The sequence below is a fragment of the Sporosarcina sp. G11-34 genome, assembly GCF_026931025.1.
The window spans coordinates 101,620-118,833 of record NZ_JAHNZW010000008.1 but is presented as its reverse complement, the minus strand read 5'-3'; the positions used below and the strand labels follow the sequence as shown (position 1 = coordinate 118,833).

16 protein-coding genes and 1 other annotated feature are annotated in these 17,214 nt (G+C 40.6%); of the genes, 14 read left to right on the top strand and 2 right to left on the bottom strand.

Annotation, left to right across the window (positions count from 1 at the left end; genetic code table 11):
- Nucleotides 1-60: 60 nt before the first annotated feature.
- The 5 genes from KSU66_RS13270 to KSU66_RS13250 all read left to right on the top strand — a co-directional run bounded on the left by KSU66_RS13270 (nt 61) and on the right by KSU66_RS13250 (nt 3,627).
- Nucleotides 61-567, top strand: coding sequence for a QcrA and Rieske domain-containing protein (locus KSU66_RS13270; protein ID WP_269051940.1), 507 nt, complete (start codon nt 61-63; stop codon nt 565-567).
- Nucleotides 568-590: 23 nt separating this feature from the next.
- Nucleotides 591-1,265: a menaquinol-cytochrome c reductase cytochrome b subunit gene (gene qcrB / locus KSU66_RS13265; protein WP_269051939.1), complete on the top strand. Its 675-nt coding sequence runs from the start codon at nt 591-593 to the stop codon at nt 1,263-1,265.
- 42 nt (nt 1,266-1,307) lie between these two features.
- Nucleotides 1,308-2,081 carry a menaquinol-cytochrome c reductase cytochrome b/c subunit gene (locus KSU66_RS13260; RefSeq protein WP_269051938.1) on the top strand — a complete coding sequence of 258 codons (774 nt, stop codon included), beginning with the start codon at nt 1,308-1,310 and terminating at the stop codon, nt 2,079-2,081.
- 206 nt (nt 2,082-2,287) lie between these two features.
- Nucleotides 2,288-2,884, top strand: coding sequence for a DUF1405 domain-containing protein (locus tag KSU66_RS13255; protein WP_269051937.1), 597 nt, complete (start codon nt 2,288-2,290; stop codon nt 2,882-2,884).
- Between the two features lie 74 nt (nt 2,885-2,958).
- A complete protein-coding gene (locus tag KSU66_RS13250) occupies nt 2,959-3,627 on the top strand; it encodes a zinc metallopeptidase (protein ID WP_269051936.1) in 669 nt (222 codons plus the stop codon).
- 61 nt (nt 3,628-3,688) lie between these two features.
- On the opposite strand, the gene KSU66_RS13245 is transcribed toward KSU66_RS13250, so the two are convergent.
- Complete coding sequence (locus tag KSU66_RS13245; RefSeq protein ID WP_269051935.1) at nt 3,689-4,558, bottom strand: YitT family protein; 870 nt, start codon at nt 4,556-4,558, stop codon at nt 3,689-3,691.
- A gap of 108 nt (nt 4,559-4,666) precedes the next feature.
- Here KSU66_RS13245 and KSU66_RS13240 point away from each other — a divergent pair, with 108 nt between their 5' ends.
- The 7 genes from KSU66_RS13240 to dtd all read left to right on the top strand — a co-directional run bounded on the left by KSU66_RS13240 (nt 4,667) and on the right by dtd (nt 12,070).
- Nucleotides 4,667-5,005: a nucleotide pyrophosphohydrolase gene (locus tag KSU66_RS13240; RefSeq protein WP_269051934.1), complete on the top strand. Its 339-nt coding sequence runs from the start codon at nt 4,667-4,669 to the stop codon at nt 5,003-5,005.
- Entirely contained in the window at nt 5,002-5,802 is an 801-nt protein-coding gene (gene dapB, locus KSU66_RS13235) for a 4-hydroxy-tetrahydrodipicolinate reductase (RefSeq protein ID WP_269051933.1), read from the top strand. Before KSU66_RS13240 ends, dapB begins: the two co-directional genes overlap by 4 nt.
- A 39-nt stretch (nt 5,803-5,841) precedes the next feature.
- Nucleotides 5,842-6,975 carry an N-acetyl-alpha-D-glucosaminyl L-malate synthase BshA gene (gene bshA / locus KSU66_RS13230; protein ID WP_269051932.1) on the top strand — a complete coding sequence of 378 codons (1,134 nt, stop codon included), beginning with the start codon at nt 5,842-5,844 and terminating at the stop codon, nt 6,973-6,975.
- Nucleotides 6,972-8,162 carry a CCA tRNA nucleotidyltransferase gene (locus tag KSU66_RS13225; RefSeq protein ID WP_269051931.1) on the top strand — a complete coding sequence of 397 codons (1,191 nt, stop codon included), beginning with the start codon at nt 6,972-6,974 and terminating at the stop codon, nt 8,160-8,162. The genes bshA and KSU66_RS13225 overlap by 4 nt, the downstream gene beginning before the upstream one ends.
- Complete coding sequence (locus KSU66_RS13220; protein WP_269051930.1) at nt 8,140-9,123, top strand: biotin--[acetyl-CoA-carboxylase] ligase; 984 nt, start codon at nt 8,140-8,142, stop codon at nt 9,121-9,123. Before KSU66_RS13225 ends, KSU66_RS13220 begins: the two co-directional genes overlap by 23 nt.
- A 290-nt stretch (nt 9,124-9,413) precedes the next feature.
- Nucleotides 9,414-11,612 (top strand): RelA/SpoT family protein, encoded by a 2,199-nt coding sequence (locus tag KSU66_RS13215; RefSeq protein WP_269051929.1) that lies wholly within the window; start codon nt 9,414-9,416, stop codon nt 11,610-11,612.
- Between the two features lie 17 nt (nt 11,613-11,629).
- Complete coding sequence (gene dtd, locus KSU66_RS13210) at nt 11,630-12,070, top strand: D-aminoacyl-tRNA deacylase (RefSeq protein WP_269051928.1); 441 nt, start codon at nt 11,630-11,632, stop codon at nt 12,068-12,070.
- Nucleotides 12,071-12,110: 40 nt separating this feature from the next.
- Here dtd and KSU66_RS13205 read toward each other — a convergent pair whose 3' ends face one another.
- Nucleotides 12,111-13,640, bottom strand: a complete 1,530-nt coding sequence (locus tag KSU66_RS13205; RefSeq protein ID WP_269051927.1) for an N-acetylmuramoyl-L-alanine amidase — start codon at nt 13,638-13,640, stop codon at nt 12,111-12,113.
- 120 nt (nt 13,641-13,760) lie between these two features.
- Nucleotides 13,761-13,996 (top strand) — a binding site (T-box leader).
- Nucleotides 13,997-14,069: 73 nt separating this feature from the next.
- Between KSU66_RS13205 and hisS the strand changes: the two genes are divergently transcribed.
- Together hisS and aspS are read left to right on the top strand one after the other, a co-directional pair.
- Nucleotides 14,070-15,344, top strand: a complete 1,275-nt coding sequence (hisS, locus tag KSU66_RS13200) for a histidine--tRNA ligase (protein ID WP_269051926.1) — start codon at nt 14,070-14,072, stop codon at nt 15,342-15,344.
- A gap of 21 nt (nt 15,345-15,365) precedes the next feature.
- Nucleotides 15,366-17,129 (top strand): aspartate--tRNA ligase, encoded by a 1,764-nt coding sequence (gene aspS, locus KSU66_RS13195; protein WP_269051925.1) that lies wholly within the window; start codon nt 15,366-15,368, stop codon nt 17,127-17,129.
- Nucleotides 17,130-17,214: the final 85 nt, after the last annotated feature.

Sequence of the window (17,214 nt, the reverse complement as noted above, 5' to 3'; positions counted from 1 at the left end):
GTATTACTATTAGCAAAAATATGTCCGTTGGACTGACCTTTAAGTTAGAGGAGGGAAATGATGAGCAAGAGTCGAGTGTCAAGACGCCAATTCCTAAGTTATACGTTAATGGGTACCGGCGGGTTTATGGCTTCCGCAATGTTAATGCCGATGGTTCGTTTTGCAATCGATCCGGTATTACAGCAAACTTCAGGTGGAGACTTCATTCCAACCAAACAAAAAGCGGCTGATCTTACAGAAATTCCTGTACGTGTCGACTATACAGTTAAAGATCGTAAAGATGGTTGGTATAAATCCGACGTATCGAATACGGCTTGGGTGTATAAAGACGGCGAAACAATCATTGCGCTTTCTCCTGTATGTAAGCATCTTGGGTGTACAGTGAACTGGGCAGGGGATGAAAGTCATCCTAGCCAATTTTTCTGTCCATGTCACCAAGGACGTTACGAGAAAAATGGAGATAACGTACCAGGAACACCGCCGATTGGTCCATTGGATGAATATGAACATCAAATCGTCGATGGATTCGTTTATCTTGGAGGAACAAAACCGAACACATTAGTTTAATATTGTAAGGGGGTACGACCGAAGTGCTAAATAAAATATACGATTGGGTTGACGAACGGTTGGATATCACCCCGATTTGGCGCGATATTGCCGACCATGAAGTGCCTGAGCACGTAAACCCTGCACATCACTTTTCCGCATTCATTTATTGTTTTGGAGGACTGACATTCTTTGTAACAGTTATCCAAATTCTTTCTGGAATGTTCCTTACAATGTATTACACTCCGGATATCGAAAATGCATGGAAGTCCGTTTACTATCTTCAAAACGAAGTAGCATTCGGTGAAATTGTGCGTGGGATGCATCACTGGGGAGCTTCACTCGTAATTGTTATGATGTTCTTACATACGCTACGGGTATTCTTCACAGGTTCTTACAAAAAGCCACGTGAGCTGAACTGGGTTGTCGGAGTGCTTATCTTCGTCGTTATGCTTGGTCTAGGTTTCACAGGTTATTTACTACCATGGGATATGAAAGCATTGTTCGCTACGAAAGTAGGAATCGAAATTGCGGGATCCGTTCCGTTCATCGGTGACTCGATAAAAATTCTTCTTGCAGGGGATACCGAGATACTTGGTGCACAAACATTAACACGCTTTTTCGCGATACATGTATTCTTCCTGCCAGCCGCTTTGCTTGGGTTGCTTGCGGCACACTTTGTATTTATCAGAAGGCAAGGGATTTCTGGACCGCTATAAGATTGATTGGCGTCCAATGATTTTAAAAAAGGAGGGGACATTATGCAACGCGGAAAAGGGATGAAATTTGTCGGAGATTCGCGCATTAAGGCTAATAACAAAATGCCGAACGTCCCAAAAGACTACTCTGAATATCCGGGTAAAACGGAAGCTTTCTGGCCAAACTTTCTACTGAAAGAATGGATGATTGGTGCCATTTTCCTAATTGGATATTTAATTTTGACAGTCGCCCATCCGTCGCCGCTTGAACGTGAAGCGGATCCGGCGGATACGATGTATATTCCGGTACCTGACTGGTATTTCTTATCAATGTATCAGTTACTGAAATATCAATTTGCTTCGGGACCATTTAACATTATTGGAGCACTTGTTATGCCAGGTATTGCGATTGGTGCTTTGATGCTTGTTCCATTCATGGACACTTCAAAAGAGCGCCGTCCATTTAAACGTCCACTTCCAACGGCATTCATGCTTCTAGCATTTGCTGCTATGTTCTTCCTAACGTGGGAAGCTGTTGAAAACCACGACTGGGAAAAAGCGAAAGCTGCTGGAGCAATCGTTGCAGAAGTTGAATTTGATATGGAATCAGAAGGCTATCAAATCTACGCTGGGGCATCTTGTATAAGTTGTCACGGTGACGCATTTGAAGGTGGACTTGGTTTACCGCTTATAGATACGGGTCTTTCAGCTGACGAAATTGCTCACATTGCCGTTAACGGTACTGAGAGCGGTGGAATGGCAGCTGGTCTATGGGAAGGTACAGATGAAGAGCTCGCAACTTTATCTGAGTTTATCGAAGGTCTAAAAAGCGAGTAAATAAAATCTTTAAAGGTTAAAACGAAAAGAGTCAGGAAACTGACTCTTTTTTGTATACATATATAGATTAAGCTAATAAATATGAACAGTAGGTATTTTAATGGAAACACCCGCAGAAAGGGAGCCGTTTCAACGATATTCTTTTTTAGTTATATTCTTTATATCAATATATAGGGTAACAAGATTCTGCAACTAGAGAGGTGTCTATGATGTCATTTGCAAATCGAATTTGGTTTATTCTATCCCATAAATCATTACTTTGGTTGCTTCTTTACGTGAACTTATTTGGGACGGTTTATGGATACTACTGGTACAAGTGGCAACTAGTTATTACAGAACCAAAGTTTTGGATTTTCGTTCCAGATAGTCCGACAGCGAGCTTATTTTTTACACTGGCAATTATCGGTTGGTTGATTGGTCGTAATTTTAAGTTGATTGAAGCACTGGCACTAATCACACTTGTGAAATATGGCTTATGGGCAGTCGTTATGAATTTATTGACGCTTGTTGAAACCGGTTCAATCGGCTGGATAGGCTGGATGCTTGTTGGATCCCACTTTGCCATGGCGGTACAAGCAGTGCTTTACAGTAAACTGTATAAATTTACTGGTATTCATATCGTTATTGCCGCGATTTGGACATTACACAATGATGTCATCGATTATGTCTTTGGACAAATGCCGATTTACAGTAATTTGATGCAGCATATGGACCAAATTGGCTACTTCACATTCTGGCTTTCAATTGCATGTATTGCTCTTGCTTATATCGTATGGAAGAAAAGAGTACCGAAAACTATTTGATAATAGTAAATAGTTGCGAAGAGGCTCTATGCCATATAAAATAAGAGTATAGATAAAAAGGGAGGAAATTGAAGATGTTTTTTCTGTACTTAGGGCTTATTATATTGTTGCCTATTTACGCTCAATTTAAAGTGAAAAGCACGTACAATAAATATTCAAAAGTCCGTTCCACATCGGGAATGACGGGTGCCCAAGTTGCTCGACTAATTCTAGATCAAAATGGGTTACAAGATGTGAAAGTTGTAGAGTCCGAAGGTTTCTTGAGCGATCATTATAACCCTATGACAAAAATTGTTGCCCTATCACCGAATAACTACCGTGAGGCGTCTGTAGCAGGGACCGCGATTGCTGCCCATGAAGTAGGACATGCGATTCAAGACAAGGAAGCTTATGCATTCCTTCGTATTCGCCACCGTCTTGTTCCAGTAGCAAATATTACATCTAAAACGTCATGGATTTTCATTATGATTGGTATTATCTTTTCAAGCATGAATTCACTGCTTGGAATTGGGATTGCGCTTCTAGCTGTCGGTGTACTATTCCAAGTTGTAACGCTACCTGTTGAATTCAATGCTTCAAGTAGGGCGATGAATCAAATCGTTTCCTTAGGAATTGTCCGTAACGAAGAGGAGCCGGATGCGAAGAAGGTTTTAAATGCAGCGGCGATGACATATGTTGCGGCAGCTGCAGTAGCTGTACTTGAATTAGTACGTCTACTTCTTATCTTTACAAGCAGAGATTGATTATTGAAACACAAAAAGCCTGACTCATTTTTTACGAGTTCAGGCTTTTTGAATAGAGTTCTTACTCAATCGGGCGTTTTTGCTCGTCAAGCGTAAATCCTTCGCCCATGACATCATTTACTTCTGTCACTGAAACAAAGGCGTGCGGATCAACCGATGTGATTGTATTTTTCAAACGGACAATTTCATTTTTGCCGACAACACAATACAAAATCTCGCGGTCGGTTTTTGTGAAATGGCCATACCCGCGGAAAACAGTAACACCGCGGTCCATCTCAATCGTAATTTTTGCGGCAATTTCATCTTGCTTCCCTGAAATAATGAAAGCACCCCTTGCCGCATAAGCACCTTCTTGTACAAAGTCAATAACTCGGGCGCTCACAAAAAGCGCTACAAGTGTGTACATCATGGAGCGATGATTTAGATAGACTGCCCATGAAACAAGAATGACGAACGCATCGAAAAGAAACATCGTTTTTCCCATACTCCAACCGACATACTTATGTACAAGACGTGCAATAATATCAACACCACCTGTTGTGCCTCCGAATCTAAAAATGATGCCGAGCCCGACGCCGATAAACACACCCGCAAAAAGTGCAACAAGGAACATATCATCTTTTAGATGGATATCGATTTCGTAAATCATAAAAACTTTAATGAATATCGAGACAGCAACTGTTCCGATAACCGTATAAACAAAAACTCGTTTGCCTAGCAGCTTCCATCCGATAACGAACATTGGAATATTTAAAATTAAGTTCATCAAGGCAGGATCCCACTTGAAGGCAAAAAGAAGAATTAACGTAATTCCTGTAAATCCACCTTCAGCAAGTTCATTTTGAATGTTAAAATGGACAAGACCGAAACTAAATATTGCCGAACCTAAAAGAATAAAAAAGATATTTTTAAATTTAATTCCTTTAAACATTTGTTCACACCTTTCTGAAACAAACAATATTCCCATTATCCGTTATTATTATTTTTTTGACAATAGTTAGTCTGATTATATACGATGGAAGAGAAGGAGCTGAATAATTTGGAAAATGAACCGACAATGTCATACTTACAAGAAGAAATAGATACATACATAAATGGCTTTGAAGAGGGCTATTTCCCTCCCATGGAACTTTTGGCTCGACTTACTGAGGAGCTCGGAGAACTTTCAAGGGAAGTGCAACATGTTTATGGCGCCAAGAAGAAAAAACCTGAAGAAGCAATTCGTTCTCTTGAGGAAGAGACAGGAGACTTATTTTTTGTGCTTATTTGCTTTGCGAACTCGCAAGGGATTAGCCTTGCACAGGCACTCACATCTGTTTTGAATAAATATAAAGAGCGCGATGCAAATCGCTGGACGAAAAAGGAGCAAACAAAATGACGATAAAAATAGCAATCGCTGGAGCAAGAGGTCGAATGGGAACAGCTGCGGTACAAGCGATAAATGAAGCATCCGACATGGAGCTTGTAGCGATATTGGATTACAAATATGAAGGAATGTATCTCCACGGTTCAGACGTAACGGATACGCCCGGTGGAGTTCCAATTTACGAAACATTAGAAAGTTTAACGGCTGATACATTACCTGACGTTCTTCTTGAACTAACAAACCCAGACGCTGTTTACAAAAATATGCACGATGCACTTACGTACGGCATTCGCCCCGTTGTTGGAACATCGGGCCTATCATTAAAAAGCATTAGCCAACTAGCTGAACTTGCGGATGAAAAACGAATTGGTGGCATTATTGCCCCAAACTTTTCAATTGGTGCCGTCTTAATGATGAAGTTTTCAGCAATGGCAGCACGGTATTTAAATGACGTAGAAATTATTGAAATGCACCATGACCAAAAAATCGATGCGCCTTCAGGAACCGCCATGAAAACAGCAGAAATGATAATGGATGTTAGAGAGCCACATTGCCAAGGTCATCCGGGCGAGAAAGAGACAGAAGAAGGTGCAAGGGGTGCCGACATCGACGGTATGAAAATACATAGCGTTCGACTTCCGGGCTTCCTAGCGCACCAACAAGTACTCCTAGGGGCTCCAGGGGAGATGCTGACGATTCGTCACGACTCTTTTGATCGTAAATGTTTCATGCCTGGCGTTTTACTAGCGATTCGGGAAGTCATGAAGAAAGAAAGCTTGATTTACGGTCTCGAAAATATAATCGAATAAATGAAAGCGTTGACGAACGTTAAGAAAAGGTGGTAGGACATGAGAAAACTAAAAATAGGTGTCATCTGCTACCCCTCACTTGGAGGTTCCGGCGTAGTTGCAACGGAACTTGGTATTATGATGGCGAAACGTGGACATGAAATGCATTATATTACGTCCAGCATGCCATTTAGATTTGATGAAGCACACCCAAATATTTATTTTCATGAAGTAACAATTGAAGGCTACTCCGTATTTAAATATCCGCCATATGATATTGCGCTAGCCAATCGAATTGCGCAAGTTATCGAATCGGAAGGCCTTGATTTGCTTCACGTGCATTATGCGATGCCTCACGCTGTGTCTGCCGCACTTGGTAAAGATATGGCGTCATCGGATATCGGCATTATTACAACATTGCACGGCACGGATGTAACAATTTTGGGGTATGATCCGGGACTTAAGAATACAGTCCGCTACGGCCTTAACAAATCGACAATTGTTACTGCCGTTTCTGAATCCCTTCGGCAAGAAACGATTGAAATTATTAACCCATCAATTGAAATACGTACCATTTACAACTTCATCGATGAAAAAAAATACCATCAAGTAAATCCTGGGACACTCAAAAGTGATCTTCATATTCATCCCGATGAAAAAGTAGTTATTCATATTTCAAACTTCAGAGAAGTGAAGAATATTCCCGATGTAATTAAAGGATTTAAAAAAATAAGAAGTAAAATTAAGGCGAAACTATTGCTAATTGGCGATGGGCCGGAGAAGCAAAAGATGAAAGTACTTACTAGGAAGCTAAACATTGAAGCTGACGTGGTTTTTTTAGGAACACGTGCGGATTTACCAGAACTTCTTGCAATCAGTGACATAATGTTTCATTTATCGGAAAAAGAAGCATTTGGTTTAGTACTTCTCGAAGCGTTGGCTTGTGGTGTACCGTCAATTGGAACAGATATTGGAGGGATCCCCGAAGTGATTGAAGATGGGGTCAACGGCTTCGTTGTTCCTTTTGGTGACATTGATATGGCAGCGGAAAAAGGGCTTCTTCTACTTCAAAACAAGGAATTGCATGAGACGTTTAGTCGAAATGGACTTCTTACTGTTAAAGGGAAGTTTTCTTCGCCGGAAATCGTTTTACAATATGAAAATTTGTATTATGAAGCGGCGGGAGAAAAATGAGCGAACTTTTTACAAAAGGTGCAGGTTATGAAGTAATTTGTGCGCTTGAACAAGCAGGCTATGAAGCTGTATTTGTTGGCGGTGCAGTTCGTGATTATTTGCTCGGTAATGCTGCAAAAGATATTGACGTTGCAACATCGGCTGAACCTTACGAAGTAAAAGCTGTCTTCCGTAACACCATAGATGTTGGTATAGCGCATGGTACCATCCTCGTATTGTTCGAAGGTGAACCAATTGAAGTAACAACTTTTAGAACGGAAGGCACTTACACCGATCATCGTCGACCTGATAAAGTACAATTTGTAAAATCGCTTCACGAAGATTTACTTCGCCGTGATTTTACAATGAATGCAATCGCCTTAACAAAAGAGGGGCAACTTGTGGATCCTTTTGGAGGTAGGGAGGACATGGAGAACCACTGCATTCGGGCAGTTGGAAATCCAGCGGACCGTTTTAAGGAAGATGCACTCCGGATGCTTCGGGCGATTCGTTTCTCATCTGTGCTTAACTTTACAATCGAAAAGGAGACATTACTTGCTATCTGTAATTATGCAGAGCAAATTCGTCACGTCTCCATTGAGCGGTTAAAAATAGAGATGGACAAATTATTCATGGGAATGAACCCAGTAAATGCATTTCAGTATATGGGTAAGTCGGGATTAGATATACACTTACCACTAATTCCTTCTAAACGAGATAATTTGCAGCGGGCGATTCCATTCGCGACAGCCGTTGAAGGTTGGGTATATCTAACGATTGAGGGCGAATTCCACCCGTCAGAAATGGCGAAAGTCTATAAACTTTCAAACAATGAACGGCACATAATTTCTTCTGTTATTGAATTATACGAAAAAAGAACCGTTCGCGCTTTTACAATCGAAGATTATTACTTATATGAATTAGATGAACTTAAAATGGTGGAAAAGTTCTTTCGCACATTTCAACAGAATTGTTCTTTCATAGATGACGATGAGATTGAAAAAAGAAAAACAGCTTTGCCAATTCATTCAATAAAGGATTTAGCCGTTAACGGGACAGACCTCATTCAATGGGCGGCACTAAAAGGTGGACAATGGACGGGCGAATGGATAAAGAAAATCGAATTTGCGGTTTTACATCAAACATGCAAAAACGAACCAACTCAAATAAAGGAATGGTTTTGCTATGAATTTAATCGTGAAAACTGAGCTATTAAAACGACTTTTTGAAGCAAATGGGCAACCTGTATCTGGTCAAGAAATTGCTGATCAATTTCAGTTGTCACGAACTGCAATATGGAAGTATATAAAAGAACTTGAACAAGATGGCTATGAAATTGGGACAATACGAAAAAAGGGGTATTACTTAATAGCAACACCAGACAAAGTAAATGCCGCAAATATAAAAAAGTATTTGAAAGCGACGAAATACGGCCAACAGATTCATTACTTTGAAACATGTGAATCGACCCAGCTAATTGCACATGATGAAGCGCAAAACGATGCACCGGATGGGACAGTTGTCATTTCGGAAGAACAAACATCCGGTAAAGGAAGAATGTCACGCCCTTGGGATTCAGCGGTAAGTAAAGGGATTTGGATGAGCGTTATTGTTCGTCCATCCTTGACCCCGCAACAAGCGCCTCAAATGACACTTGTAGCAGCTGTGGCGGTTACTCGTGCAATTCAGGACATAACCGGAATTCACCCAAATATTAAATGGCCAAATGATATTCTTATTAACGGGAAAAAAGTAGTAGGAATATTAACCGAGCTATTAGCAGATCCGGATCGTGTGAAAGCAATTATTTTAGGGATAGGCATTAATGTAAATCAAGAAGCGGTTAATTTTCCGCCTGAATTACAAACAATAGCGACATCACTAAATATAGAAACCGGAAATCAAGTCGATCGTGCAAAACTAATGGCTAAAACACTGGAATACTTACAGCATTATACCGAGCTTTATGAAAAAGACGGCTTTACACCAATTAAACTTTTATGGGAAAGCTATTCGGATACAATTGGAAAGCGAGTTCGTGCAGTGATGCTGAACGAAACAATCAATGGAACAGCAATCGGCATTACAAGTGATGGAATGTTGGAGCTTAAACTCAATGATGGATCCATCCGTGGAATTTACTCTGCAGATATTGAAATCCACAAATGATTCATCTGCACCATCCCAATAAACTCGATGGTAAAGTAACCACATTAATATATGCATAAGGTACTAAAATAGGGCGGCAATGGATTTTGGTCTACACCAACTTTCAAGCAAGCCCTTTTTTAGCACTTATTCATATGCCTTATGCAATATAAATTGTCTTGCTATCTGTTCTTTGTTAAGATTAAAATCAACTATAAGACAAATTGCGACATCCAATATAAAGTAAAGTTTTTTTATACATATAAATGAATTACTATTTTTGTGTAGGAATTGTCGAAAGGGGTATTACAATGGCGAAAAACAGGAGCATGACGGCAGAAGATATATTCGCGCTCGTTGCAGGTTATATGAATGAGGAGCATGTTGAATTCGTCAAAAAAGCATATGAGGCCGCGAAATCCGCACACGAAGGACAGTTTAGAAGTTCCGGAGAAGCGTATATACTTCACCCTGTTCAAGTTGCAGGTATCCTAGCCGAGCTGCAAATGGACCCTTCGACAGTCGCGGCGGGTTTTCTCCATGACGTTGTTGAAGATACAAAAGTTAAGCGGGAAGACATTATTCGTGATTTTGGTGAAGAGGTTGCAATGCTCGTTGACGGGGTTACTAAACTCGATAAATTAGAGTATAAATCAAAGGAAGAAAAGCAAGCTGAGAATCATCGGAAAATGTTTATCGCAATGGCGCAAGATATTCGTGTCATTCTTATTAAACTGGCTGACCGACTCCATAATATGCGTACGCTCAAACATGTGTCAGAAGAAAAACAACGGCGTGTCGCGGCGGAAACATTAGAAATATTTGCACCGCTTGCGCATCGTTTAGGGATTTCTTCTATTAAATGGGAACTTGAAGATATTGCATTGCGTTATTTAAATCCGCAACAATATTACCGAATTGTAAATATGATGAAGCGCAAACGGGTTGAACGTGAAAATTACTTAGAAAACGTCATGCAACAAGTAAAGTGTGAAGTAGGTACAATGGAAATCGAAGCGGATATTTCTGGGCGACCGAAACATTTGTATTCAATTTACCGCAAGATGGTTATCCAAGGAAAAGAATTCAACGAAATTTATGATTTGTTAGCGGTTCGTATTATCGTTTCAAGTATAAAAGATTGTTATGCAGTTCTTGGTATTATTCATACGCTTTGGAAACCGATGCCGGGTAGATTTAAGGACTATATCGCAATGCCGAAACAGAACTTATACCAGTCACTTCATACAACAGTAGTAGGGCCGGGAGGAGATCCTCTCGAAGTTCAAATTCGAACGGAAGATATGCATAAAATCGCTGAGTTCGGTGTTGCGGCACATTGGGCATACAAGGAAGGGAAATCAAATTCAGTTAATCCCGGGGATATTGATTCTAAACTAACATGGTTTAGAGAAATTCTTGAATTTCAACATGAATCTTCGAACGCTGAAGAATTTATGGAGTCTTTAAAATTCGATTTATTCTCCGATATGGTCTATGTATTTACACCGGATAGTGATGTTGTAGAGCTTCCAGCTGGATCGGTTCCAATTGATTTTGCTTACCGGGTCCATTCCGAAGTAGGAAATCGGACAATCGGTGCAAAAGTGAACGGGAAAATGATTCCGCTCGATACAGAATTGTATACAGGCGATATTGTTGAAATATTAACATCAAAACAATCCTTTGGACCAAGTCGTGATTGGTTGAAAATTGCAAAGTCTTCTCAAGCAAAAAATAAAATTCGCTCGTTTTTTAAAAAACAACTACGCGATGAAAACGTTCAAAAAGGTCGAGATATGGTTGAACGCGAAGTCAAGTTGCAGGCTTTCGATCCAAAAGAGGTACTCACACAGGAAAATATTAAACGTGTTTGTGAGAAATTCAATTTCGCCTCGGAAGAAGATATGTGTGCTGCTGTCGGTTTCAATGGAATCACTGCTCAACAAGTAGTCAATCGATTATCGGAAAAGTTAAGGAAAGAACGCGAGAAACAAGACACAATTGATAAAATTGTGTCAGAAATGCAAGCTCCACCTTCCAAAAAGATGACTGAATCAGGGGTTATTGTTAAAGGAATAGACAATCTATTAATTAGGCTTTCAAAATGTTGCAACCCTGTTCCTGGTGATGACATTGTAGGTTTCATTACGAAAGGGCGAGGTGTGTCGGTCCATCGGGCGGATTGCCCGAATGTGATGTCCAGTGATGACGAAAGTGATCGGATTATTGATGTGGAATGGGCAATTGGCATCGAGGAAGATCGAAAAGAATTCCAAGTAGATATTGAAATTACTGCCTTTGACAGACAAGGATTTTTGAATGAAGTGATGATGGTTGTAGCGGATACAAAAACAACTATCGTCGCAGTCAGTGGCAAAGCCGATCGTGAAAGTATTGCAAAAGTCAATATGACGATAAAGATTACCAATATTGCGCATTTACATCGGATTGTTGATCGGATTAAACAAATTCGTGATATTTATTCGGTTGAACGTGTTATTAATTAATAGGAGTGGCATGACGGATGCGAATCATTTTACAACGTTCTGGACCTGCCTCCGTTCAAGTGGACGGAAAAGTTACAGGTTCAATTGAAAAAGGATATGTACTTCTCGTAGGAATTACGCATGAGGATACGGAAAAAGATGTTACCTATTTAGCAAAAAAAATTGCAAATCTTCGTTTATGGGAAGATGATGAAGGTAAGATGAACAAATCCATTTTTGAGGCTGGAGGGGATATCCTTTCAGTGTCACAATTTACTTTGTATGGGGATACAAAAAAAGGAAGACGCCCAAGCTTTATCGAAGCAGCCCGACCAGAACATGCAGAACCGCTTTGGGAACTACTCAACGAGAAACTTGAAGCAGAAGGATTGAATGTTCAAACTGGTATTTTCGGCGCGATGATGGATGTCGGTCTCGTAAACGACGGACCAGTAACAATCATTATTGAATCGAACTAAAGAAAGGACCTTCCTAGTGACTTAGGAAGGTCCTTTCAATTTAGTTTGAGTTAAAATAATCGATTAACCCTTCATAAATACCTAAAGTTGCCTGTTCCCGGAAAACTTCAGTTGTTACTGTTCGCTCTTCTGCTGCATTTGTTAAAAATCCAAGTTCTATCAAAATTGCATTTTGTCTATTTTCCCGCAGAACAAGATAGTTACCTAATTGAGTTCCGCGATTTTTAACTGTGACAGATGAGGCAAGTCCTTTATTAACGGATTTGGCTAAACTTTTTTGCCGTTCAATTGTGTAATATGTTGTAAACCCTTTGACGGAAGAATCTGTCGTAGCATCATAATGAATGCTTATGAAGGCATCCGCGTCATGTTGATGGCCGACAGCGACACGTTTGCGCAAAGAAACATATGTATCCGATTCACGGGTCAAAAATACGTTTGCACCAGCCGCTTGCAGTTTGGAAGCAAGTAGCTCGGAAGTTAGCAAATTAATGTCTTTTTCATCGGTTCCACGTACGCCCGTCGTTCCGCGATCATTTCCACCATGACCAGGATCGATAACAATTGTAAGTCCGATTAGAGTACCTGGAACCCGTGTTTTTTTCTTCTTCGTCTGTTGTATATTTGTAGCCGCTTCGTTTGTTGAAACGACCCATTTAGCTAGAAATGCTGTTCCCGCGTTTGGCAATGCAACTTCGTACCAATCGCCGGCCTTGGAAGTTATCGTAAAATGTTCGCCAGCATCGGCTCTTGTGACAATACGTGAAGATGTTGTAGCCGATTCACGCAAGTTTGTCCCGTTTGAAAGTATCGTAACGGTATTTGACTTTGGCTTTGACGATTTCTGTTTGGTTGTAGTTGAAGCAGAAGAAACATTTCCGTGAAAGGAGTAAACCCAACCCTCTTTGTTTTTTCCAAAAGAAATCAAAATCCAATTTCCATCTATTTTTTTAATTTTATAAGATTCATTTTTTTTAATGACTCCTACACGTCTTGAAGAAAGATCCGCGTTCTTACGCACATTTAGTGTATCCACGGCAACTGTAAATGTATTCGCTTTTGTGTCAATTGTAGTTTGGGCTGTTTTTTTAGCCGTTTCAGTTATGTAATCTGTATGAACCCATCCTTTTGTTCCATTTACAATAACCTGTGCCCAGTCTCCATCATGGACAGTCATTATCGCTTCATCGCCGGCATTCATTTTGCCAAGTATAGCGGAACTGACTGATGGACTTGTCCTAATATTTAAGCTATCCACACGAGAAACAATTGTTGAATTTGTAGTGCCGGTGTTAGCTTTGTCGCCTGAAGTTGTCAACCACGAAGCAATCCACCCGGACCCGTTTTCCGCGCTTAACTGTAGCCAATCACCTGAAACGGAAATTATTTCTACGCGTTCACCTTTTTTCAATGAACCAATGACGTCATATGTAAGCCCAGGCCCCGATCGTACGTTTAGTGACTTCGAATCGATTGCCACAGATTGTTTTTTTGCATCGGCAACTGGAGCGTTAAGTAACATTGTAAGCAAAAGTGTGAATACAATGACCCATTTTGTCGCTTTTGGCAAACCTATCAATCCCCCTATAAGTCTATTATAAGAGCTTTGTGTACAAAAAACTACATTAAACGTAAAAAGGTTGACACTCCCTTGTAGAATCATTAAGATTATGAGTAATTGACAATAAGTTATTTGCCCAAGACGTGGAAAGTAATTGTATACTAAGCTGGCAAGAGAGGGGAAGGACGTGGCTGAAATCCACCCCACAGACATTTACATTGAAAAACACCACTGAGGCTCTATACTGAAGAATAATTTTTCAGTAGGTATGGACGGAACTGGCCGTTATCCCGGATTACGAGTGGGCACAAAGTGTGCCAATTAGGGTGGAACCGCGGAGGCTATAAAAGGCTCTCGTCCCTTGCATATGCAAGGGATGGGGGTCTTTTTTTTATTGTCTAGGCTATAGTGCTTTTCTTGATAGAAAGGGGAATTATGATGATATTTAAAACGCCAAGAGGGACTCAAGACATTTTACCGTCAGAAACGTGGAAGTGGCAACGAGTTGAAAAAATTATTAATGAGACATGTGATACGTATCGATACAAAGAAATTCGTACGCCGCTATTTGAGCAGACAGAACTTTTTCAACGCCTTGTAGGAGAGACGACAGATGTCGTACAAAAAGAGATGTACACATTTATGGACAAAGGGAATCGCTCAATGACACTTCGTCCCGAAGGTACAGCACCAGTCGTACGGTCGTTCGTTGAACATAAAATGTTCGGCTATCCCGACCAACCGGTGAAACTTTTCTATACGGGCCCAATGTTCCGTTATGAAAGGCAACAAGCCGGACGGTATCGTCAGTTTGTACAGTTTGGTGCAGAAGCAATTGGAAGCGCAGATCCAGCGATTGACGCGGAAGTGATTGCACTTGCAATGGATGTTTACAAACGTGCAGGACTTACTAAGTTAAAACTTGTACTGAATTCACTGGGCGATACGGAATGTAGAACTTCTCACAAAGAAGCACTTATCGCACATTTCGGCCCGCATATTGAAGAATTCTGTGGGGATTGTAAATCTCGACTTGAAAAAAATCCACTGCGCATACTGGACTGTAAAGTGGACTATAAAAACCCGCTGATTGCGTCGGCCCCATCACTTGCTGACTATTTAAATGAAGAATCAGTGGCCTATTTTAAAGAAGTTAAAAGTTATCTAGATGATTTGGGAATTGCCTATGAAGTCGATGCGAACCTCGTGCGAGGACTTGATTATTATAATCACACAGCTTTTGAAATTATGAGTACATCGGAAGGATTCGGTGCGATCACGACCCTTTGCGGTGGTGGACGATATAACGGTCTGGCAGAAGAAATCGGTGGACCTTCAGCACCTGGTATTGGATTTGCGATGAGTATCGAACGCCTTCTTCTTGCGATGGAAGCGGAAGGGAAATCCTTTGTCGATGAGCCAAATCTAGATGTGTATGTAATCACGCTTGGCGAAGAAGCGAAGCATCCGGGTTTCAAGTTGCTAAGCGAGTTAAGAAGCTCAGATATCCGCTCCGATATGGATTACATGGATCGGAAGATGAAAGGCCAAATGAGGTCTGCTGACAGGCTTAATGCACAAGTAGTTGTAATCATTGGTGAAGATGAAGTAGCGGAAAATGTCGCGATGGTAAAAAATATGTCGGACGGCACACAGGAAAAGATTGCTACTGGCGAATTGATTGAAAAGATTAAGGATATTTTGACACGATAACGAAAGGCGGATGAATAGTTAATGGCTCGTACACATTATTGCGGTAACTTATCAGAAAAAGAAGTGGGGTCCACAGTTACTTTAAAAGGCTGGGTCCAAGTAAGAAGAGATTTAGGGGGACTTATTTTCCTCGATCTACGCGATCGTGAAGGAATTGTTCAAACGGTATTTAACCCGGCGATTTCACAAGAAGCATTAGAAATTGCGGAAACAGTTCGTAACGAATATGTACTAAGCATTACTGGGAAAGTAATAGAACGTCAGGAAGCACAAAAAAACCCTAATATAAAAACGGGTTCAATTGAAGTCCAAGTGGATGAAGTTTCGATTATTAACGCAGCGAAAACACCGCCGTTTATTATTGAAGACAAGACAGATGTTGGTGAGGAACTTCGTTTGAAATACAGGTATCTTGACCTTCGACGTCCAAAGCTTGCACGTGTATTTAAAATGCGTTCTGAAATTACGAAAACAGTTCGTAATTTCCTAGATGATGAAGGGTTTTTGGAAGTGGAAACACCAATTTTAACGAAGTCAACACCAGAAGGAGCACGTGATTACCTCGTACCAAGTCGAGTGCATGAAGGTGAATTTTATGCGTTGCCACAATCGCCACAACTTTTCAAGCAAATGTTGATGGTATCTGGCTTCGATAAATATTATCAAATTGCACGCTGCTTCCGTGATGAAGACCTTCGTGCAGACCGTCAGCCAGAATTCACACAAATTGATATGGAAATGAGTTTCATGTCAATGGAAGAAATTATCGAATTGAACGAACGCCTTATGCAAAAAGTGATGAAAGACGTTAAAGGAATCGACGTTGAGATTCCATTTAAACGGATTCCTTATGATGAAGCAATGGCACGTTATGGTTCTGACAAACCAGATACACGATTTGAGATGGAACTTATCGATGTTTCTGAAGTCGTCAAAGATGCACCATTCAAAGTGTTTAGCGGTGCTGTTGAGTCAGGTGGTCAAGTCAAATTAATTAATGTGAAAAATGGTGCGGATAGTTATACAAGAAAAGATATTGACGAAGGACTTGGGGAATTTGCTTCACGATACGGAGCTAAAGGTTTAGCTTGGTTGAAAGTAACTGAAGATGGATTGACAGGTCCAATTGGACGATTCTTTGAAGGCGAATTAGCAGAATCTCTAAAAACTGTTGCAGGCGCAGAAACTGGGGATTTACTATTATTCGTTGCAGATAAAAAGAATGTGGTTGCTGACACATTAGGTGCATTGCGAGTTAAACTTGGAAAAGATCACGGACTTGTGGACGAATCGAAATTCAATTTCTTATGGGTGACGGAATGGCCACTATTTGAATACAATGAAGACGATAATCGTTTCCAAGCTGCACACCATCCGTTCACTATGCCGGAAAATGTTGAAGAGTTGGAAACGAATCCGGATAAAGTTAAAGCACAAGCATACGACCTTGTGTTAAATGGTTATGAGCTTGGTGGTGGATCTCTTCGTATTTACGAACGTGATGTGCAAGAGAAGATGTTTAAAGCGCTAGGATTTAGCGCAGAAGAAGCGCAAGAGCAGTTTGGATTCCTTCTCGATGCGTTTGAGTATGGTACGCCACCACATGGCGGAATTGCATTTGGACTCGACCGTATTGTTATGTTGCTTGCTGGTTCTACAAACTTAAGGGACACAATCGCATTCCCGAAAACGACAAGCGCAAGTGATTTATTGACGTCGGCTCCTGACAGTGTAGATGCTAAGCAATTAGCAGAGTTGGGTATTGGAATCGTAACGAAGAAGTAAGGGATTCTTGAGAATATACCGATAATAATAAAAACTTATTCGGTAAAATCATTGAACAAATTAAAGATCTATGTTAATCTAATAT